We start from the raw sequence: 21216 nt of genomic DNA, 5'->3' as shown, positions 1-21216 counted from the left end.
ATGGAGAACTCTAAGAACCAAATGTTAAAGCTTATAGATAATATGCTAAACGCAAATGTGCTTCAGCGGACGGATCTCAAACGGTTTACCGCAAACCTTGAGCATTTACCGGATGATCCCGAAATGCTGCGTCTGGAGCTTGAATCCTGGTATCGTGGGATGGGGGTAGATCAGATCATTGGCAGAAAATTCGAACTATCGCCTTGTCCTTTTACAAGCGAAGAGATTCGTTCATCGAGAGAAAATGGAGAAATTATTTTGTGCTTTCCCAAGGGAATTACACGGGAACAGATTGGTGAGCTTACAAGAATTTCAAGCTGGGCCTTAAAAGATCCACTTGTGACAGCCGCAACGGAGCAGGAAGATTGCTGGATTCGCACATCGGCTGCGCTGTCGCCTTCATTAATGAAACACACAGGGCTAGAGGTTGCACACTTGGTGGAAGACAGCGGGGATCTTAACTTTAGTTTGGAAAGGTATCTTCTGTTCGTGGCTAGAGTGAGATTTTTGACAGGTAATACCCCGGATTCGGAATACTGGATTTGGCTTCCAAGAGGGAGATACGACCGTTCGGGAATGTTAATTGCCGGTTTTGACCGAAATGGCTGCTTTAATGTGCATGGCTGGATGCCCCAATTCTCTGCCAGTTTTTTGGGTGCCAGATTTGGAACACTTCCCGGTTCCGCTGCCAAAGTCGGTTCTTCCATCGTCTCAGATTCAGACCTCAGTTTCACTAAAATTTAACAATGGAGGCCGAAATCAATGGCAGATCGTCAGAGTAAAAGAGTAGCCTGTGTTATTCCCCCGTTTTACCGGCTTATTGAGTCGAAAAACAATAGGATCAGTCCTGCTATGCATTACATAGCGGAGATATTGCATCGTAGGGGTCATGCAGTCACGTTAATTAATGGCGATAATGCTCCAGATGATCATGATTATACAGAGCGGTACAGTATGACTATGAACAGCTGGCTTATGCAGGAACGCTGTACTCGGGGGCATGAAAGCTTTGATATGGTCATAAATGAGCTAGAATGCTTTCAGCCTGATTATGTGTTTATTGGTGTTGGCGATGTTCTGATGCCTACTGTCGAGCTTGGAAGCACTCAGTCCTGTGCATACCTTGCAAAAGAGATAAAGAAGAGATGGGGAGATAAGGTTACCTGTATTGGTTATGGACATTTGCTTAAACATGCCAAGCTGAAGGATATGGCTGATTTGGATACGATCATTGTTGGAGAAGGCGAGGATCTTGCGGTTTCTGTAGTAGAGGAGAATGCAAGGGGAACGCTGCCTGTTAAATGGGCCCAGCAATTAAACGATCTTCCGATATTGACAGATTCATATTTAGCGCAGAAAAATAAGCCGGAAGACTGGGACTACATTATGTCTATGCGCGGGTGCCCCAAACGCTGTACATTCTGTTATCAGCCCTCGCTGCGTGGCTGCAATGTCTCCTTTATGTCTCCCGAACGTTTTGTTAGCGAAATCCGCTACCGCATTGAACATATGCATGTATTTGGATTTTATTTCTCAGATATGATCTTTCTGCCGGGCTTAGGCAAACGCACTTCAGAAATGCTTAGATTGCTGATTGAACTAAAAGAGGAGTACTCTGAGTTTCACTGGTGGGCAGAGGCGCGCGTGGACATCTGTGTGAGACAGAATATCCTTGATAAGATGAAGCAGTCGGGGTGCGTGCATTTGAAATTTGGTGTAGAAATGGCCAATCAAAGTATGCTGCAAGTGGTGAATAAAGGAATTAGATTGACGGAAGTCGAGGAAGCTTTCCGCATGGCAGCGGAGGCGGGAATCAAACGGACAGCCTATATTTTGCTGGGATGCCCTGGATTCAATGACCAAGATTATATAGAGATGTTACCTTTTTTTAAAGCCTTAAAGGCTGATAATTATGTGATAAATATTAATGTTCCTTATGTTGGCACACAGCTATATGAACAGGTGAAGGAACAGCTTTTTGATTTTGGAATTTATAAAGATGGTGAAGAAAGTTACATGCATACTTCCTTGGTGATGCAAAAATTCTGGGGAATTTCTGATGAAACACGGGATAGTTTTTTTGCACTTCAAGGTGAGAAAGATGATGCAAAAGTAAGGAATTATAAGCGGAAAATTGTAGAGAAGGATGCTTTTATAGAGAATGACGTGTTGTCCTTTCATGAATAGGATCCGCAAGTACTTATGAGCTGAAGGAGTAGCGATGAGCGATGGAGATTTTCGGGGTGAAGGTGGCTAAGCTAATATCTGAACCTGCGTTAGAAACATTAATGTGGCGCATCCCCCAACAAAAGAGAGAGCGGCTTAAACGCTTTAAAAGAGTGGAAGCGTTACAGCATTCTCTTATTGCTGAATTGCTGGTTCGTGTAAGCTTAAATAAACGGTTAAAAGTGAACAACCGCGATCTCGAGTTTGTTACAAATGTCTACGGAAAACCCTCCCTAAAAAAAAGGGAGGGTACTGTAGAGTTTAATATTTCGCATTCAGGAGAATGGGTGGTTTGCGCATTGGATGAATTGCCGATTGGTATTGACATTGAGCAGATTCAGCAAGCCGATCTTAATATTGCTAAGCGTTTTTTTTCGCAAGATGAATATGTCCAATTGACGGAATGTGAAGAGATGGGCCGGATGAGTCTGTTCTTTGACCTTTGGACACTTAAAGAAAGCTATATCAAAGCGATAGGGAAGGGATTATCTCTTCCATTGAACTCGTTTTCGTTTCGTTTAAACAACGGAATTCAATTGGAGAACGATGACACAATCGGATTGTATCACTTTAAGCAGTATCATATTGATGAGAAATATAAATTAGCCGTATGTGCGCAAAACCCTTTATTTCCCGGGGAGGTTTCAGTGGTAAACCAATGCCAATTTCACCAGGATTGCATGCAACTATTGGATGCTTTTTAACGATCTAAGCCTAGGTGATATTGAACTTGTTACAGAGAAGCGGCTTATCTACAGATAAGTTGCTTTTTGTCTTGCACGTTTTCGCTTTATCTAGATTTGAAGTTTTCTGCCAAGGTGTTAATATTCCCTCATCGGTTATATGCATAAGTCATTGATGTGATGTAAAATGTCCATGAGTGATTAATGCTGGAGATTTGATCAAATATTGATGGAACAGGAAACTCGCATACGCGATGCAAGGAATTGTTCAAATCTGAAGATAACTATCGGAGGGACCAGAGATGGCTGAGCAAAAGATGATTGAAGTGCCGTTTCAGCAATGGGTAAACGATAAGGAGCTGTGGGTACAGCTTAATGATTTGATGATGCAGGAGAGTAAACTCCCAGGACCACGAGTGAATTTGGAGCTCTCAGACCATTTTGCCAAACAATTCGCTCATCCTAATCTAACAGATACAGGCTGGGAGCTGCTCGTCTCTTGGACTGACATTACTGAAGCTGAAGCTGGGGTGAATGATCCCCGTGAGTTTCTGCCGTTTTGTGCAGTTAGGGCGTTGGGTGCTTATTACAGTTACGCTGGAGAAGAACAGCAAGTAGTGATTCAAAACAGCATCAAGACAGCTATGAATGATTCGCGATGGAGGGTGCGTGAAGCGTCTGCTATGGCGTTGCAAAGTATAGGGGAGGATGATTTCACCCTGCTCAGGCAGCTGATTGACATGTGGGAGAAAGATGCGAACAGGCTTGAACAACGGGCTTTTGTAGCGGCGTTAGCACATCCTCCTCTTTTAAAAAAGAAAGAAAATACGCTGTATTGTCTTCAGTTGGCTGCCGGAATCATGGAGAGTATAGATGGTGGGGGAGCGCAACATGAGGACGCTGAGCATTTTCGTGTATTATCTAAGGGACTTGAATACAGCTTGAGTGTATTTGTGGCGAATGAGCCTGAAGAAGGCTTTGTTATGCTGGAGAGATTTGCAAAGAGCCGAGATGCCCGAATCCTTAAGATTGTGAAGAGTAATCTTGGCAAATCGCGTCTGAGTAAAAAATATGCTGCCCAGGTGGCTGAGATCCTAAAGGAATTCGATAAGATAAGATAAGATAGGAAAAGACACTTAGGATACGAGTGCCATTTGGCAGTTGTATTTAATCATTTTTTTTGTTTTTACTTATATTAGAATTAACAATTAAAGAAACAAAGAGAATTAATATAATCAAAGAAAACCACTCTATGGATTGTTCGAATATTAAACTGTACATTATATTAATAAATTCAAAGACAGCTATTATTATTATAAATATGTCCCAACGATCTTTTTTCATTAAAATGCACCATCCAAATCTATATGGAGAATATTGATAGATTATAAGTTGTTCATATCTTCAAAAGTTTGACAAATGCATGAAATGTAACTATTATAGTTGCATCTGAAGGATGTTTTGCAGCAAGGCAGAAGGAGAGATTTCCATGAATATTAGCACCCGATTTGCGGTAGCCATTCATATATTAACGTTGATTGACAGCAATAAAGAAGGCAAAAGCACGTCGGAGTGGATAGCTGGTAGCGTAAACACAAACCCTGTAGTTATCCGTCGGCTTACGAGTATGCTGCAAAAAGCAGGACTAGTAAATGCACGCCCCGGAGTCGCAGGCGCCTCGCTTACACGTAGCGCATCCGAGATTACGCTGCTGCAGATTTATAAGGCAGTTAATGCGGTGGAAGAGGACTCGTTGTTTTCTGTACATGAGCATCCTAATCCAGATTGTCCTGTTGGCAAGAATATAGCCAGTGCAATTGTACCTGTGTTCTCACTCGCCCAAAAAGCAATGGAGAATGTTCTCCAGGAGGTTACATTGGAACAGATTGTGAATGAAATGCCAGAACTATGATTCCTCCATATCACAGCTTAGAAGTAAGGCCAGAACATGTGAAAACGTGATTCTGGTCTTTTTTGGCTTAATTAGGTTTATGGTCAAAGAAGGGAAGTAAGAGAGAATATAGAATCTGTATTTAGAAGCCGGATTAAAGATAATATACATACATACATTGAGGGAGAGCTTAAGAATGTTAAAAAAATTACTGCCTATACTACTAATTATAGTAATGATTACCGGATGTAATGAATCAAGGGATACCACTAAATACGAGGATACTAATTTTGGAATCACCTTTAACTATCCGGATGATTGGGTTGTAACTGAGAAGTATGGAGCGCCATTATGGTTGATAGTCTCTACGACTGATTATAAACCTGCTGAGGGACTTAAAGGTCCGGGAGTAATGCTCTTTGGATTTAAGCCTAAGGACATGGAGCTTGTCAACAAATGGCTCGAGGATGCCCAAACGAATTACAACAACGGGGCGGAGCTGACAAAAAGTAAAGCTAGTTTAGGCGGGTTAGAGTCCGTAAAGTACGAAACTGAAGTATTCGAAGAGGAAGGGAGTAAAGGAAAAGCTATCTATTACGTTATTGAGGAACCGGAAATGTCATTTATGGTGCAGTTCCCTTATAGTGTGGATGAAGTACATAAAGAAGATATGAAGAGGATAGAGGATATTTTACAATCCATAAAGTTTACAAAAGATTAAGTGTGACTAGAACGAGGTAGCTGGAATGGTGGAATGTACGGTATAAATACCTTTGAAATGGGCTGAAGTGGCTGGAATGGTGAAATGTACGGTATAAATGCCTCAGATTTGGCTGAAATCATCCAAAGTAGCAAAAAGAGAAGCAAAAATGTCCTATAAATGAGCAACAGTCGCAGAATGAGCGAAAAGAAAGGCAAAAATGCCTTATAAATGAGCAACAGCCGCTGAAGTGTGAAAAGAAAGGCAAAAATGCCCTATAAACGAGCAAGAGTCGATGGATGAACTAAAAGAGAAGCAAAAATGCCTTATAAATGAGCAATAGTCGCTGAAAGTGTGAAAAGAAAGGCAAAAATGCCCTATAAACGAGCAACAGTCGATGGATGAACTAAAAGAGAAGCAAAAATGCCCTATAAACGAGCAACAGCTGCTGATGCAGTACAATTAGTTTTAGGATAAGTAATTTTTTTAAAGATCAATATATACGGAGGTTCTACAGTGGAGCAAATTGCAATAATCTCAGACATTCATGGAAATATACCGGCCCTTACGGCCGTTTTAGATGACATCCAGCAGCGGGGAATCAGCAGAGTCTTTTGTTTAGGCGATATTGTTGGAAAAGGACCGAACTCAGACCTAGCCGTTGATATCATAAAAAAGAATTGTGAAATCAGTGTTATGGGGAACTGGGATGATTTAATGAATCAGGATGTTGATTTTGAGATGGCTCGGTGGTGCCGCGGGTTGTTAGGTCCAGAGCGCCTAGCTTATTTAAGCACGTTGCCGTTTTCGATTGAGTTTATGATGAGTGGTAAATTTGTACGGTTATTTCATGCTTCGCCACGAAGCCTGTATTAACGTGTTCAACCTTGGGATGATTATGAAAAGCGATTGTCTTTGTTTGATTATTCTGATCTCTGCCAGGAAAAACGACAAGCGGATATCGTAGGTTACGGGGATATTCATAATGCTTTTATTCAACATCTAGAAGGTAAGACCTTATTTAACGTAGGCAGTGTGGGGAATCCGCTTGATCTAACCCAGGCATCTTATGTGATTATGGAGGGAGAATACATGGGAGTGTCAGCAGCTCCTTTGAATATGCAATTTGTAAGAGTGCCTTATGACATCGAGTTAGCTGTTCAACAGGCCGTTGAGGCAGATATGCCAGCTGCAGAGCCTTATATTCGTGAGCTTAGAACCGCGCAGTACAGGGGAAGTGTCCGGGGATAATAAAGGAAAGGATAATAAAGGAAACAAAAAGTCAAACTGCAACCCTGATCCAAGCCATCAAAAAGTAATGGAGGGAACAAATTGAAGCTTAGTCACGTATTTGAGCAATTCCCTACTTTGGAATCCGAGCAATTATTACTGAAAAAGATTGAAGTCAGCAACCTTAATGAGGTATTTGGGATATATAGCAATGATCAAGTGTTTGAGTACTGTGGAATTATTCCGAAACATAATAAAGATACAGTCAAGAATATGATCGGTCATTTCGAACGTGATTTTACCAAAGGGGTAAGAGTGAAATGGGGGATTTTCCTCAAAAATAACCCTTACATATTGCTAGGTATCATCGAAGTTATGGATTTTAATCAAAAGGTGGATATGGTGACGATCGGTTACTTTTTGGCGGAACCTTATTGGGGAAAAGGGATTGCAGCTCAGGCCATTCAGTTAGTGGTGAAATATTTATTTGAGACTGCAGAAGTCAATCGAATTCAAGCTGAGGTTATGCCCTTTAATGAACGATCGAAGCGGGTGCTTTTGAAAAATGGCTTTACGAAAGAAGGCACGTTAAGGCAGGCGCATGTATGGTCAGGTAAAGGGCTGGTGGATCTGGAGATCTACAGCATTTTGGCAGAGGAATATTTTGCAAGCATCGGTAAGCCAAGAGTGAGCAATAGGATGTAATCCTAGTGAAAGAAGGGGAAATCATGGGCACTATCGTAGTGATTGGCGGGGGAGAGTTAATCGAGCTTGAAACGCTGGAAATTGATCGTAAAGTTGTGCAGCTAACTCAAAAGGCTAAGCCGAAGGCGTTATTTATTCCAACAGCCAGTAGTGATGCGCCAGGGTATTGTGATACTTTTAGCAAAGTATATGGCGATATTCTTGGATGTGAAACAAGTCACTTATTGCTTGTGAGCCAAACCTACACTCATGATGAGATTACAGATTTAATTACAGCTGCTGATTTGATTTATGTTGGTGGAGGCAATACCCGAAAGATGCTGGAGATTTGGAAAAATACAGGGGTAGATACGCTTTTGAAAGAAGCTTACTCCTCTGGAACCGTATTGGCCGGGCTTAGCGCAGGTTCCATCTGTTGGTTTGAATATGGGCATAGTGACTCTGAGGCGTTCGACGATCAGGGGGAATGGCAGTATATCAAGCTTGAAGCCATGGGGATTCTGCCGGGCATTCATTGTCCGCATTATAATGAGGATATTCGGGTTGAAGATTTTACACGCATGGTTAAAGGTGGAGGTTTGCCTGGAATCGCGGTGGATAACAATTGTGCAATCATCTATAAAGATAAGGAATATAAAGTGATGTCGACCAGAGAAGAAGCTAAAGCCTACCGTGTGATTGACTCCGAGCAAGGTGTTGTCGTAACGGAAATAGAAGAACATCCAAGCTACAGACCTCTTTATGAACTGTATAGTGCGTTATGATTATTTTTGAAAAGCAAGAGATCAGACTGAGAACACTTGAGCTAAACGATGCCGCATTACTTGTAAAATGGCTCTCAGACCCCGTTGTACTGGAGTTCTATGAAGGTCGTGATCGCCCGCATGATTTGGAGCTGGTGAAGGAGCATTTTTACGACGAGCAAGCTGAAGTTACACGGTGTATTGTGCAATACAAGGAGCGGGATATAGGTTATCTCCAGTTTTATCTTATAGATGATGAAGAATTAGAGGTGTACGGCTACGTGGGATTCGAAGGTCAAATCTTTGGGATGGACCAGTTTATTGGCGAGCCTGATTTATGGAATCAAGGAATGGGTTCGCGACTCATTAAAGAAACGGTTAATTATCTTATAAAAGCAAAACAGGCTGAAAAAATTGTCATGGACCCGCAAGCCTGGAATAAAAGAGCCCTTAGAGTATACGAAAAGATTGGCTTTGTGAAAAAGAAATACCTTGAACAGCACGAACAACATGAAGGAGAGCTAAGAGATTGTTGGTTGATTGAATACACGAAGCAGGCGAGACAATAAATATCTTTTTAACAATCGGATAAGGAAGGTGCACTTATTAAACTCCTGTTTGTCTGCAGCCAGAATCGCTGGAGGAGTCTAACTGCGGAGAAGATCTTTCAAGGAATTGATGGTCATGAAGTGAGATCAGCAGGGACTGAAGATCATGCCAGAATTAAAATTTCTGAAGGGCATTTGGGTTGGGCGGATGTGATTTTTGTGATGGAGAAGAAACATGTTCGAAGAATTCAAGATAAATTTAGAGACTGTGTAAGGGGCAAAAAATTAATTTGCCTGAACATAGCTGATGACTATAAGTATATGGATGAAGACTTGATCGGCCTTTTGGAATCCAGTGTATCCGAATATTTACTGGAATGGAGCAACAAAAATGAGAATTAGAGCAGAAACTGTGGCAGACTATAATGAAGTATTTCAAGTGAATGTTAAGGCTTTTGGTGATCGGGAAGATGAAGCGCAGTTGGTCGAAAACATTCGTTCAGAAGCAAGGAATCGGCAAGGCGCTGATCCAAGAAGGGTTAGAAAGATGTAGAACGCTCGGATATGAGCTTGTCTTTTTGATCGGGCATCCCGAATATTATCCAAGATTCGGATTTCAACCCGCAGGGCTACATGGGCTGGAGTTGAAACAATTCGCGGTACCGGAGAATGTCTTTATGGTCTGTGAGCTGAAGGAAGGCGTACTGCAGAGGATTAAGGGAGAGTTGAAATACCCGGAAACCTTTTTTTGAATTACTTATTATATGTTCCTGTGAATCATGTTTGGCTGTGCACCAGTCGACATGATTTTTTTATAGGTAATTGACAAACATATAGAAGGTAACTATACTAAAGATAGTTAATTTGTAACTAAAACAGTTACAGCATGATTGGGAGGAATTTATAATGACGACTAAAACAATACTTCAACCAGACACTCAGATCGGTCTGGTGCAAATTAGAGTAAGCAATTTGGAGCGTTCGCTCACCTTTTATCAGAATGTTATGGGATTAAGCGTTTTGCGGCAGACTGGCCGCGAAGTGGAAATGACCGCTGACGGTCAGAATGTGTTATTGATCTTGCGGGAGATTGAAAATGCGCGGGTGATCCGCCCTAATTCTGTGGCTGGGTTGTATCATTTCGCTATCCTTGTTCCAGATCGTCCTAGCCTTGGATTGGTTGTGCGCAATTTGATCTCTTCGGGGATTGAAGTGGGGCAGGGGGATCATCTGGTCAGTGAAGCGTTGTATATTCAGGATCCAGATAATAATGGGATTGAAATCTATCGAGATCGTCCTAAGAGTGAATGGAAATATGATGCGGAAGGGCATGTAATGATGTCCACTGATCCAGTGGATGTAGATGGACTATTGGCAGCTTCTGAAGGTTTATCATGGAACGGGCTGCCAGCGGGAACAGTGATTGGGCATGTACACTTTCATGTGGGGAATTTAAATAAGGCGAAAGCCTTCTACGTCGATTTGCTTGGTTTTGAACTAACAGCTAATTATGGAAGTGCTGCTATGTTTATCTCTGCTGGTGGCTATCATCACCATATCGGGCTGAATGTTTGGGCTGGACAGGGCGCACCTGCGGCTCCAGCTGATACTGTGGGGATTGATTATTTTACCTTAATTCTTACGAATGAAGAGGAACGCAACGCTGTGGTGGAGCGAGTTCGGCAGGCTGGGTACGCAGTTACAGAAGTGAATGGAAATCCTACATTCCAAGATCCTTGGAACATTGGAATCAGACTTGTTTTAGAGAGATAATTATATATCCATTTTCGTCCATTTATTTTATAATATTGGAAATAGATGGGCGGAAGGGTGAAGTTTGTTGGAAGCATTCAAAATGGCGTATATCATTCTTTGTCATAAGAATCCGGAGCAGATCAATTTGCTAATCGATAGTTTAACTAACGAGTCCGTAGAGTTTTTCCTTCATGTCGATCAGAAAAGTAATATTGAAGCTGATATTATTCATCGTAACGATATTCATTTTGTGGAAAAGCCTATTGATGTGCAGTGGGGGCATTACAGCCAGATTGAATGCATTTTGAAGTGCTTTTCGCTGATCAAAGAACATGGGGATTTCAATTATATCCACATCCTAAGCGGTCAGGATCTGCCTCTGGCTTCAAATGAAGTGATTCTAGATTTCTTTAAGGGGAATGAAGGTAAGGAATTTGTGAAGTATTTGCAGCTGCCTAATGCTGCGGAAACTTGGGGATGTTACGAGCGGGTCTCAGTTTATTATCCTAGATTCCTCATCTCAAGGACCCGGCGTATGACAGCGATCCGAATGAGGTACATTAAACTAATTATGAGCGTTCCGTTTCTGCAAAGAAGATTAAGCGCTCTGCCGAACGGTTTATATAAAGGCTCAAACTGGATGTCTATTACAGGTGGATGTATGGAGTGCATCTTGGATTTTACAAAAAGCTCTCCGGAATACGTCAGATTTTTTAGGAACACTTTATGTGGAGATGAAATCTTTTTCCATACGATAATTTTGAATAGTGTTTATAAGATGCATGTGCTGAATGAAATTAAGCGGTATACAGATTGGGAAACAGGACCGGATTATCCTAGAACGCTAACGATTGAAGACTATGATCGGATCACTCAACGGGGCACGGAATGCTTTTGGGGGAGAAAATTTGATCTCGATATCGATAGAACCATCGTTCAGGAGCTCCTTGATATAAATATTAAAGCGAAAACATCGTAAACTCAGGAGGACAATCATATGAAAATCGCAGTTGTTGGAGCAAGTGGAAAAGCTGGAAGCCGAATTACGCAGGAAGCGTTGGATAGAGGTCATGAAGTTACAGCGATTGTGCGGGATGCATCTAAAGTAACAAATAGTAAAGCGAATGTCGTTGAAAAGGATGTATTTGCACTTACCGCTGAAGATTTGCAGGGGTTCGATGTGGTTGTAAATGCTTTTGGTGCGCCGTTTGGACAAGAACATCTGCATGTGGATGCCGGGAATGTGCTTATTGAAGCGTTGAAGGCTTCGCCCGATACAAGATTGATTGTAGTTGGGGGTGCAGGAAGTCTTTATGTAGATGAAGCCAAAACGCTTAAAGTAGTGGATACGAATGACTTTCCTGACTTTATTAAGCCAACAGCGACGAATCAAGCCAAGAATCTGGAGATTCTGCAAGGGACAGATGCACTCTCTTGGACCTTTGTTAGCCCATCTGCTAATTTTGCCATCGGCACAAGAACGGGTTCTTATGTAAAAGGTAAGGATAATCTTCTGGTGAACTCCAAAGGCGAGAGTTATGTCAGCTACGAAGATTATGCCGTTGCTATTGTCGATGAAATCGAACAGCCGCAGCATATTCGTGAACGGTTTACGGTGGGTTCAGAGTCTTAAGTGATAATGAAGAATAACGATCCTATATAACAAGAGAAGGCAGAGCCGGATTTCAGGCTCTGTCTGTTTTTGTATCATTACAGCTTTCCTTTTCCTTCTGCTAGTTCAGCAATACGTCTGTTTGCATCTCCGCGGTAGCGTCCACCGTGATAACAAATGACCGTATCGATCTCATACTTAGAGAATTTGTTCAGAGAGGACAAAGCCAGCTTCATGTCAGGTGTGGCGGAAGGAGTGGGACCCTGTAGCTCGCCATCCTGAACGGTCAAGGCATCGGCGGCAATAAGTGTACGGCTATCATGATGGTAAAGACTGAGATGCCCTGGGCTATGGCCTGGGGTATGGATCACCGTAATTCCACCGGCAAAAGGTAACTTTTCTCCATCCACAAGCGTTTGATCCACTTTTCCTTTAGGAGGATGGGCTAATACAGAGAGGAAGGCACGCCGCCATTCCTCAGGTACATGAGCTGGGATCATAGCCGCTGCCGCCGCTAAAGCTTCAGGAGTGTGCTTAAGGAGCATTCGCTCTCCTTGAATATAAGGCTGCTCAATTTCATGAGCCAGAACAGTAAGCTCTAGATCTTCATCAGCCAATAGGGCAGGGAGGCAACCAATATGGTCTAAATCCTGATGCGTGATAATAAGGATACGGAGCTTCTCCCAAGGCACATGCGCTTCTTTTAGAGCCTCTTTGAAAGTAGAGAGTAGACCCGGGAATCCGGTATCGACGAGTACGGCGGCATGTTCATCCCAGAGTAGCGTGGGGTAAATCGTGTCTTTTCCACCCATAACCTGCGCTGTAATCTCGAGCATTTCTATTCCTTGAGCAATGTACATTATATCCCTCCGTGATTGATAATAAGAGCGACGCCGTGAGGCTAATGCATATATTACTCAAAACTGAAAATAAAAACAATAGATAAATATTTCATTATAACACAAATAAATATTTATGTCAATATGTATCTGATGGAATTTTTGTGGAATTTGTAGGGGATTTTAATGTTAAGAATCTTTTGCTAGATTTTGCCCTTGCCTAAAGCTTTGCGATATAATAATCAAATATAAAAAAGGGAGTTGATGTGGTTTGGAGACATTTCTAGTTGTACTCGTCCTACTTGGGCTTATCGCAATATCCAACATCATAAACCGATTCATTCCCTTCGTGCCGATACCCTTAATACAAATTGGCTTGGGTGTAGTGGTCGTACTATTGCCTTTGGGAATACATATGTCACTGGAGCCAGAGTTGTTTTTCGTGTTATTTATTGCTCCGCTTTTGTTCAATGACGGAAAGCGAACACCAAGAAATGAGTTATGGAACCTGCGGGCTCCAATCTTAATGCTGGCACTAGGCTTGGTATTTGCTACAGTGCTTATCGCTGGATATTCCATTAACTGGATGATCCCCACCATTCCACTCGCAGCTGCTTTTGCGCTGGCAGCGATTTTATCGCCGACAGATGCTGTGGCGGTAAGCGCAATCGCTGGGAGAGTACATCTTCCCAAGAGTATTCATCGTATTCTAGAGGGCGAATCATTGATGAATGATGCCTCTGGCCTTGTTGCGTTTAACTTCGCTATTGCAGCAGCTGTTACAGGCATATTTTCTTTGCCGAAAGCCTCCATTAGCTTTGTGATTATCGCTTTAGGTGGGCTAATTGTCGGAGCAATACTCGCGTTCCTCCTGATTCGGTTCAGTGTATTTATCCGCAGACTGGGGATGGAGGACATCACAGTACATGTGCTGCTGCAAATCCTGACTCCTTTCATTGTGTATCTGATTAGTGAAGAAATAGGGGTATCCGGCATTTTAGCTGTGGTTGCAGCAGGGATAATTCATGCGGTCGAGAAGGATCGTGCAGTTTCGCCACAGTATAAGCTACAGCTGGTATCCGCCAGCACATGGTCTGTGCTGCTCTACATCTTGAATGGCTTGGTCTTCCTTATTCTCGGATTGTCGATTCCAGATGTTATAGAAGTGATCTACCGGGATACAGCAGTGGACAATCTTATGGTGATTGGTTATGTATTAGCGATAACGTTACTGCTTTTTGTGCTGCGTTTTATATGGGTATATGTATTTTCCCTGGCTGGCGCCGGCCTGCAAAAAATGGAAAAATCGTCTATTAAGTCCATGCTAATCCTGACTATTTCAGGAGTGCGAGGCGCGGTTACTTTAGCCGGTGCCTTTTCGATTCCTTTTGTGTTAGGAGATGGCTCACCTTTTCCTGAACGTGATCTAATTATCTTTATCGCTGCGGGTGTGATTCTGATGTCGCTGCTGATCGCTAGTATCTTTTTACCAATTCTCGCAGGTAAAGAAGAGCCGGTTGCCGAACCAGGGGACACTGAGGTTGAACAGGCGGCCAAATCTAAGGTCGTTGCTGCCGGGATAACGCTGCTTCAAAGTATGATGACGGAGGAGAGCAAGGATTCCGCACAGCCAGCTTTGAGTGAATTCAGAGAAAAGGTTTATAGTCTGAACCGCGAGGATCAAGCAAACGATCCGGCATTTGAGGAACTCCGTCGGCTTGGGGTTGAAGCAAGGATAGTGGGCTTGCATGCTGAACGCAAAGAGCTGACCCGATTGCTTACTAACAATGAGATTCCTGCCTCAGTGGCTCAGAAAATGGAAGAATTCTTGGATCATAGTGAAGTTTTCTTAGCCAGAAGTCTCAACTCTCAAATTAGATTATCCCTTACAGAGATTAGAAGGCTATTTGCGGGGATGTTCTCAGGACAAAACGAACGGGAAGCTAGCCAACAAATGCTGCAACAGGCTGAATGTGCAAGAAAAGCTAAGGTTTCTATGTCCCGCGCAGCAATAGCTGCTGTTAATGCAAGTATGAATGAGAACAACCGAAAAGCAGTAGAGAAGGTTGCATGCAGTTATGAGCAACTAATCTCACGCTTCGAGCAGGGTCAAGGCTGGACAAAGGATGGTCTCGTTGATGATCAAAAGCTTGAATTGAAACTGAAAGCTATTCAGGAGCAACGGGATAAGGTGCAGCAAATGTACCAGGATGGAACCATTAACCGCAAGCTAGCCGGTAAATTACGCAAGTTCGTCGATCATTTGGAAACATCCATTTGGGAGGATTAGCTGTGCTGAACAAAGTAATGGGAGAAAGCTTGTTATTCACTGAAATTCGCGAAGAGCATCTGTCGGATGTACTCGATATTTATAACTATTACGTGCTGAACACTACGGTTTCTTTTCATACCGAGCCTTTAAGTTTGGACGAAATTCGGCAATCAGTGATGAATGATGATCCGCGGTTCAAATCATACGTTATATTATCCTGGGATAATGTTATTCAGGGCTATGTTCTGATTGCTAGACATAAGAGTAAGCCGGCTTATGATAGCTCTGGGGAGATCAGTGTGTATTTGAAACCGGCTTGTGTGGGTAAAAGAATAGGACAGCATGCCTTACGCTTTATTGAAAAGAGAGCTGCCGAACTGGATTTCCATGTGTTAGTAGCTACCGTTTGCGCAGAGAATGAACGCAGTCGCCAGCTTTTCTCAAAGAATGGATATGAACAATGTGCCTACTTCAAGGAGATTGGCTGTAAATTTGGTCGAAGACTGGATATCGCCAGCTATCAGAAAATCTTAGGGGGAACTTAAAGATGAAACTTGCGGAAGCATTAGTGAACCGAAGTGATCTTACCCGTAAAATCGCGCAGCTAAAGCAGCGGCTCGATCGGGTCGTTAAGGTGCAGGAGGGGGAAGATCCGGCAGAGCAGCCGGAGGCTCTTTTGCATGAGCTAGAAATAGCTGTTAACGAGCAGACGATTTTGATTCGAGCGATTAATCGAACGAATTCATCTGTTGCCTTCAATGAGAATTGGAGTATTGCCGATGCCCTAGCCGAACGGGATAAAATGCTTCAGCTGCGGAAGCTGTTTAGCGATTTGCTTGAGCAAGCTTCGATCACTCAGGATCGGTATAGCCGCTCTGAGGTTCGTTTCCAGAGAACGGTGGATGTCGCTGAGATTCAGAAACGGATTGATGAACTGTCTAAGTCTTATCGCGAGTTGGATTTTAAAATTCAGGAGAAAAACTGGACGGTAGCCTTAATCACACCGTAAAAAGCTTTATCACAGCAGAAGGTAACTGATCTTCATAAAAGCGAGCGCAACCCGCCAACAGGGAAAGTTGGACAAATTGACAGATGCCGGGCCATATCTGACCAATCATAACTTAGCCCCGTACTGTAACAACTGTAAAGAGTACCTATTAATGTAACTACCAAGCGCTGATTTATGTAAGAACGGTGAGGGTGGGGACGGGGATATTTTTGCTGTGGTTAGGCTTTTACATAACATGAACTGTCTCTATTAGGATAGGTATATTCGTCATACATAATGTGAAATAATGTCGAATAAAGTTGAAAAAAGTTGAATAAAATTTGCATTATCGGCCTGTTTTGCCTATCTTATCGCTCGTTATCTTGTATAATTTACGAATACGCACGAGGACTTCCTAAACCGCTGATCTATTCGTATGTTGATTGTACAGGATGAGAGAGTGATTCATTGGCCGAGAAGGTTTAGTGGCCCTTGTCTCTTCAAACATTCTACTATTCCTTTCATGAAAGAGAGAAGTGACAAGTGACCATGAAATCAATTGCCTGGGTAACCGACAGTACATGTACAATCGATCCTGAATTCGCCAAGAACAACCATGTGTATATTGTTCCTTTACGTCTGATTATTAACAACGAGTGTTATAAAGAAAATATAGATATTACGATCGATGAGTTCTATGAGAAAATGCGTCAGCATGATCAAGTAGGCAGCTCACAGCCGCCAATCGGTGAGTTTATCGAGTTATACGAACGGTTGAAGGAAGAATATGATGAGATTATCGCGGTGCATCTTTCGACAGGGCTTAGCGGAACATACAATGCTTCCATGCAAGGTGCTGAAATAGCGGAAGCTAATGTTATTGGAATTGATTCCAAGGTTGGCGCTTATCCGATTCGGGAAATGATTACGCGAGGTATTCATTGGCACAAGATGGGCTTTACTGGCCTAGAGATTAAAGAAAAGATAGAGAATATCATTCAAAATATGTCCTTCTACTTAATTCCTGCAAGCTTGTCCCAGCTTCACCGTAGTGGGCGTGTTTCTGGTACACAGGTAATTCTTAGTCAATTACTACGGATAAATTTGCTGCTGCGTTTTGACGAGGGCAAGGTCATTGTTGTGGAAAAAATCCGCACGATGAAGAAGACGAAGCAGGCGCTGTTAGATATCTTTAAACAGGATGTTGGACTTGTTAGCGATGTGTGCATCATGCATTCCAATAATTTAGAAATGGCGCTGAAGCTAGAAGAAGACATCAAAGAGATGGCGCCTGATTTACGTACGGAGATTATGACTTACATTCCTGCCGTGGCTGTTCATGCGGGTGAAGGTACCGTGGGACTTTCTTGGATTAAAAATAACCGGATCAATAGTATTTATTCGGAGGTTGAACCTGTAGCAGTACTTGTGTAGATAGGATAGTAAACAAAGAAATCGCTTCTTGGAAGAGGGACGGATGATCCTCATTATACCAAGAGACGATTTCTTTTTTTTGAATCTATGAGATGACGTTGTAAGAAGGTTATGCTTTGCTTGCACGACGGCGGAACATTTGTCCGATAACTTCACTCAGTACCAGTCCAGCCGCAATTGCGCCAGAGAGCATTAATGCCCGAACAGCGATTTCTACAGCCAGATTATAGTTTTCTTCTACAAATCTACGCATAGCATCGTAAGCAAGGCCACCCGGAACAAGTGGGATAATACCGCCTACACTAAAAATAATAACCGGCATTTTGAAGGATCGGGCAAACAGCTGGCTGACGATGCCCACCACTACAGTAGCCGCAAACGTAGCAACAACAGGCCCACACTCTACATCAAGGATTACATACACCATCCAGCCTACCATTCCAGCAAAACCACACTGCAGTAGAGCGCGCTTAGGCGCATTAAATAAAATACAGAAGGTTGCCGCGGCGATAAAACTGGTTATAAGTTGCAAAATCATGAAGGGCTAACCTCTTTCACATGGAAAATTAAAATAGTGATAGTACAAGCCCAATGCCTGTACCGATCGCAAAAGCAGTTAGAAAGGCATCTGCTCCTTTGGATATGCCTGAGACCAGATGACCAGCCATCAGATCACGAACGGCATTAGTAATGAGTAGACCGGGTACTAGAGGCATCACGGAGCCGATGATGATTTTGTCCATTTCTTGACCTATGCCCAGCTTTACAGAATAGAAGGCCAGAAGTCCGATCAGGAAGGAAGCAGAGAACTCTGCAAAAAATCTAGTCTGCACAAGACGATGCAGGTAGATAACCGCAGCAAAACCTAACCCGGAAATCGGTAATGCGGGGAGAGCATCCCACAAGCTGCCCTTAAACATAACGGTGAAGCAAGCGCCGGTAAGCGCCGCTGCTATGATTTGCAGCCATACCGGATACGCATGTGCGGCATCATCGACCTCACCTAATCGTGTCCGAGCTTCCTCGGCTGTAATCTGACGCTCGTTCAGACGCCGCGAGATATCATTAACCTCTGAGACTTTCTGCAGATCTGTGGTTCGCTCGGCAATCCGATATAACTTAACGGGCTCCGTTCTATTGGTGGTGAACATAATAACGGTTGGTGTCACATAACTATGTGCCCCTGGAAAACCGAGAGAAGCAGCCATACGTGTCATTGTATCTTCTACTCTGTAGGTTTCTGCACCGTTTTGCAGCATGATCTTGCCAGCAAGAAGACAGAGATCAACGATTTCATAATAGGTAGTGTTAGTGTTGCTCGTGCTTTCCAACTTCTCCGGTCCTCCCCTGGAATGTTACATATCTATGTGTATATACTTATGATTGTCGCTTCATTGTGTGAAAATAACAACCTCAATATAGCATTATAAACGATATGGGATATATTTTAATATAGTTTCAGAAATAAAATGTATAAAGATGCACTGTTTATTTATAGTGTCCGCCAATCTTTCCGGATCTGTCCTTAAGTTGTCCGGCATCTGTGAACGATGCAGCGCGTCCAATGATCGATTCCCCGTATTTATTCTTCAGCGCATCAGTGGCCCGTTCGAGCTCACGGTAGCGGGGGCGCGACTCAAATAAGGTTAGCTGATATTGGCTTTCGTCAGACAGATTGGACAGGCTTAGATGAATTCGGCGCACAGGCTGACCTTCCCAATGCTGTTTGAAAAGAGCGAGGGCGGCCTCGTATACCAGCTGGGTTGCATTCGTAGGATCGCTCATCGTAGTCTGTCTCGAGAAGCCGCTGGGGTCATCAAAGCTGGCGCCTTGGCAGCCAACAGACACGACTGCACCATGCACCTTCAGCTTGCGGCTGCGCCTGCACACCAGCTCTGAGAGCTCCAGAATGATGGTCTTGATCTCTTGCAGTGTATAGTAATCCCGTGGCAGTGTCATTTGGTGCCCGACGCTCTTGGGGGCTACTTCATAGGTAGCGGGACTTACAGGGCTATCGTCGATGCCATTGGCAATTCGCCAATATAGCTCGGCATCGATATCGCATTTTTTATGGAATTTCTCCCGCATGCGCCATTTCAGCTCGCTTAGCGGCATCTGTGCCAAATGGCCAATCGTTGTGAGGCCCATGCTCTGGAAGTGCGCGGACATGCGGCGGCCTACCATAAACAACTCACTAATGGGCAGCGGCCAAAGTACATCTGGAAGCTCTTCCTGAGTGAGGGTAAATAGACCCTCCGGGTTCTTCTTGGCCCACAGGTCGCAAGCCATTTTGGCGGTAACCTTGGAATAACCTATACCGATACGTGCGCGCACACCTGTATTTCTGCGGATTAAGTCCTGAATGGTCGTAGCGATCTGTCTTGGGCTTCCGAATAAGCTGAGGCTGCCGGTGATATCAATAAACTGCTCATCGATGGAATAAGGTTCTACGAGGTCACTGAATTTGCGTAGAATGTCCGTGATTTGGGAGGAAACATCGATATATTGCTGCATATGTGGTCTGACGACGATTACTTCGGGGCATTTCGCGAGTGCTTCCTTCAAGGTCTCGGCGGTAGTAATGCCAAAAGATTTGGCTAACGGACAAGCGGCAAGTACAATCCCGCTTCGTCTAGCCGGATCTCCGGCGACAATAAGCGGTTTGTTGCTATATTGCGGATTAGAGGCCTTCTCCACGGAGGCGTAAAAGCTCTGACAATCGGATAACAAAATAACACGCTCTTTATTCATAGATTCACACTCTCCAGGTGAGGTAGAGATACGGTAGATGATTTTCTTATTATTATAATACGAACATATGATCGTGTATATTCATATTTTTTTCCATTTCTCTTCAGTCTCCAAGGTGCAGAGACCTGTGGCCACACCCCCAGCGATAATCGTGAGGATGGAGTGGAAGAAGGTTTCTTTGGAAATCAGGAGTCCCCCCGCGCCGATAATTATAAAATCTGTCAAAAAAATGATGAGTCCAAGGTTAAGCGGGAGATACCTTTTGATATATTGAGCAAGCAGATCCGTTCCGCCTGTACTGGCTTTGAACCGCAGCATAAGCCCAAGACCCGTTCCCATTAAAAAACCGCCAATAATGGCGCTGGAAATGGAGCCGAACTCAAAATAATACAGAAAGTGGTACTGCAAAGGACCGAGAAGCTCAATCAGAAACGATGAGGTCAATAAACCTAATACACTATTGAAAAAGATATCGCGTTCCTTCAGCCAGGCTAACAGGAAAATCGGAAAGCTGCAGAGAAGGACAGCTATACCGATTTTGGCATCGGATAAATAATTGATGATGAGGGCTATTCCTATTATTCCCCCATCTAGGATTTTATATGGGACTAGAAAAAAATTAGTTGCTGCTGCAATGAGCAAGCTTCCGATCAGGATGATCGCGTATCTTAATAATGACTGCATATTAACATCTCCACATTAAAGGCATGTCTTATAAATATGCTTGTCACTTCCAAAAAATTGCATTGAAGCAAAAAAACTGATTTCGGGCCTAATCATGCGGACCCAGAAGACCCTATTAGGCAGATTCAAGGCATTATTTCGAGCTAACGGACCCA

Annotated in this window: 22 protein-coding genes and 2 pseudogenes; 19 read left to right on the top strand and 5 right to left on the bottom strand. The window is 43.2% G+C overall.

The window, feature by feature from the left end; translation table 11 throughout:
* The 15 genes and pseudogenes from MHI15_RS25325 to MHI15_RS25255 all read left to right on the top strand — a co-directional run bounded on the left by MHI15_RS25325 (window position 1) and on the right by MHI15_RS25255 (window position 12114).
* A complete protein-coding gene (locus MHI15_RS25325) occupies window positions 1-744 on the top strand; it encodes a hypothetical protein (RefSeq protein WP_341165020.1) in 744 nt (247 codons plus the stop codon).
* 18 nt (window positions 745-762) lie between these two features.
* A complete protein-coding gene (locus tag MHI15_RS25320; RefSeq protein WP_341165019.1) occupies window positions 763-2187 on the top strand; it encodes a B12-binding domain-containing radical SAM protein in 1425 nt (474 codons plus the stop codon).
* 56 nt (window positions 2188-2243) lie between these two features.
* Window positions 2244-2834: pseudogene (locus MHI15_RS25315) on the top strand (4'-phosphopantetheinyl transferase family protein); the annotation flags it as partial.
* Window positions 2835-3211: 377 nt separating this feature from the next.
* The gene (locus MHI15_RS25310) at window positions 3212-4030 is read left to right on the top strand and encodes a HEAT repeat domain-containing protein (RefSeq protein ID WP_341165018.1); all 819 of its coding nucleotides are present in this window, start codon (window positions 3212-3214) and stop codon (window positions 4028-4030) included.
* 368 nt (window positions 4031-4398) lie between these two features.
* Window positions 4399-4821: an Rrf2 family transcriptional regulator gene (locus MHI15_RS25305; protein WP_076100677.1), complete on the top strand. Its 423-nt coding sequence runs from the start codon at window positions 4399-4401 to the stop codon at window positions 4819-4821.
* 175 nt (window positions 4822-4996) lie between these two features.
* The gene (locus MHI15_RS25300) at window positions 4997-5521 is read left to right on the top strand and encodes a hypothetical protein (RefSeq protein WP_340939978.1); all 525 of its coding nucleotides are present in this window, start codon (window positions 4997-4999) and stop codon (window positions 5519-5521) included.
* A 495-nt stretch (window positions 5522-6016) separates the two neighbouring features.
* Window positions 6017-6751: pseudogene (locus MHI15_RS25295) on the top strand (metallophosphoesterase family protein).
* Window positions 6752-6832: 81 nt separating this feature from the next.
* On the top strand, window positions 6833-7435 hold the full coding sequence (locus MHI15_RS25290; RefSeq protein ID WP_051491425.1) for a GNAT family N-acetyltransferase: 603 nt from the start codon (window positions 6833-6835) through the stop codon (window positions 7433-7435).
* 5 nt (window positions 7436-7440) lie between these two features.
* On the top strand, window positions 7441-8199 hold the full coding sequence (locus MHI15_RS25285; RefSeq protein WP_143759908.1) for a Type 1 glutamine amidotransferase-like domain-containing protein: 759 nt from the start codon (window positions 7441-7443) through the stop codon (window positions 8197-8199).
* The gene (locus MHI15_RS25280) at window positions 8196-8747 is read left to right on the top strand and encodes a GNAT family N-acetyltransferase (protein WP_341165017.1); all 552 of its coding nucleotides are present in this window, start codon (window positions 8196-8198) and stop codon (window positions 8745-8747) included. The genes MHI15_RS25285 and MHI15_RS25280 overlap by 4 nt, the downstream gene beginning before the upstream one ends.
* 36 nt (window positions 8748-8783) lie before the next feature.
* A complete protein-coding gene (locus tag MHI15_RS25275; protein ID WP_076309932.1) occupies window positions 8784-9128 on the top strand; it encodes a low molecular weight protein tyrosine phosphatase family protein in 345 nt (114 codons plus the stop codon).
* A 41-nt stretch (window positions 9129-9169) separates the two neighbouring features.
* Complete coding sequence (locus tag MHI15_RS25270; protein WP_248548044.1) at window positions 9170-9478, top strand: GNAT family N-acetyltransferase; 309 nt, start codon at window positions 9170-9172, stop codon at window positions 9476-9478.
* 154 nt (window positions 9479-9632) lie between these two features.
* Window positions 9633-10499, top strand: coding sequence for a VOC family protein (locus tag MHI15_RS25265; protein ID WP_341165016.1), 867 nt, complete (start codon window positions 9633-9635; stop codon window positions 10497-10499).
* A gap of 67 nt (window positions 10500-10566) precedes the next feature.
* Window positions 10567-11460, top strand: a complete 894-nt coding sequence (locus tag MHI15_RS25260) for a beta-1,6-N-acetylglucosaminyltransferase (RefSeq protein WP_341165015.1) — start codon at window positions 10567-10569, stop codon at window positions 11458-11460.
* Between the two features lie 18 nt (window positions 11461-11478).
* Entirely contained in the window at window positions 11479-12114 is a 636-nt protein-coding gene (locus MHI15_RS25255) for an NAD(P)-dependent oxidoreductase (RefSeq protein ID WP_076129952.1), read from the top strand.
* Window positions 12115-12191: 77 nt separating this feature from the next.
* On the opposite strand, the gene MHI15_RS25250 is transcribed toward MHI15_RS25255, so the two are convergent.
* Window positions 12192-12953 (bottom strand): MBL fold metallo-hydrolase, encoded by a 762-nt coding sequence (locus tag MHI15_RS25250; RefSeq protein ID WP_076129953.1) that lies wholly within the window; start codon window positions 12951-12953, stop codon window positions 12192-12194.
* Between the two features lie 250 nt (window positions 12954-13203).
* Between MHI15_RS25250 and MHI15_RS25245 the strand changes: the two genes are divergently transcribed.
* From MHI15_RS25245 to MHI15_RS25230, 4 genes are all read left to right on the top strand, one after another.
* Window positions 13204-15222, top strand: coding sequence for a Na+/H+ antiporter (locus MHI15_RS25245; RefSeq protein ID WP_076129954.1), 2019 nt, complete (start codon window positions 13204-13206; stop codon window positions 15220-15222).
* Between the two features lie 2 nt (window positions 15223-15224).
* A complete protein-coding gene (locus MHI15_RS25240) occupies window positions 15225-15749 on the top strand; it encodes a GNAT family N-acetyltransferase (RefSeq protein WP_341165014.1) in 525 nt (174 codons plus the stop codon).
* Window positions 15750-15751: 2 nt separating this feature from the next.
* On the top strand, window positions 15752-16213 hold the full coding sequence (locus MHI15_RS25235; RefSeq protein WP_076280857.1) for a DIP1984 family protein: 462 nt from the start codon (window positions 15752-15754) through the stop codon (window positions 16211-16213).
* A 528-nt stretch (window positions 16214-16741) separates the two neighbouring features.
* A complete protein-coding gene (locus MHI15_RS25230; RefSeq protein WP_076183845.1) occupies window positions 16742-17626 on the top strand; it encodes a DegV family protein in 885 nt (294 codons plus the stop codon).
* A gap of 109 nt (window positions 17627-17735) precedes the next feature.
* Here the strand turns inward: MHI15_RS25230 and MHI15_RS25225 are convergent, their stop codons facing one another.
* From MHI15_RS25225 to MHI15_RS25210, 4 genes are all read right to left on the bottom strand, one after another.
* Complete coding sequence (locus tag MHI15_RS25225; RefSeq protein WP_036685970.1) at window positions 17736-18164, bottom strand: threonine/serine exporter family protein; 429 nt, start codon at window positions 18162-18164, stop codon at window positions 17736-17738.
* 28 nt (window positions 18165-18192) lie between these two features.
* Window positions 18193-18957: a threonine/serine exporter family protein gene (locus MHI15_RS25220; RefSeq protein WP_076129956.1), complete on the bottom strand. Its 765-nt coding sequence runs from the start codon at window positions 18955-18957 to the stop codon at window positions 18193-18195.
* A 157-nt stretch (window positions 18958-19114) separates the two neighbouring features.
* Window positions 19115-20377, bottom strand: a complete 1263-nt coding sequence (locus MHI15_RS25215) for a DNA polymerase IV (RefSeq protein ID WP_076189810.1) — start codon at window positions 20375-20377, stop codon at window positions 19115-19117.
* Between the two features lie 81 nt (window positions 20378-20458).
* The gene (locus MHI15_RS25210) at window positions 20459-21061 is read right to left on the bottom strand and encodes a YitT family protein (protein WP_038570150.1); all 603 of its coding nucleotides are present in this window, start codon (window positions 21059-21061) and stop codon (window positions 20459-20461) included.
* Window positions 21062-21216: the final 155 nt, after the last annotated feature.

Origin of the sequence: Paenibacillus sp. FSL H7-0918, from assembly GCF_038007025.1 — a bacterium.
In the GTDB taxonomy this organism is placed as follows: Bacteria; Bacillota; Bacilli; order Paenibacillales; family Paenibacillaceae; genus Paenibacillus_AQ; species Paenibacillus_AQ odorifer.
This window is presented reverse-complemented; position numbering and strand designations above follow the sequence as displayed.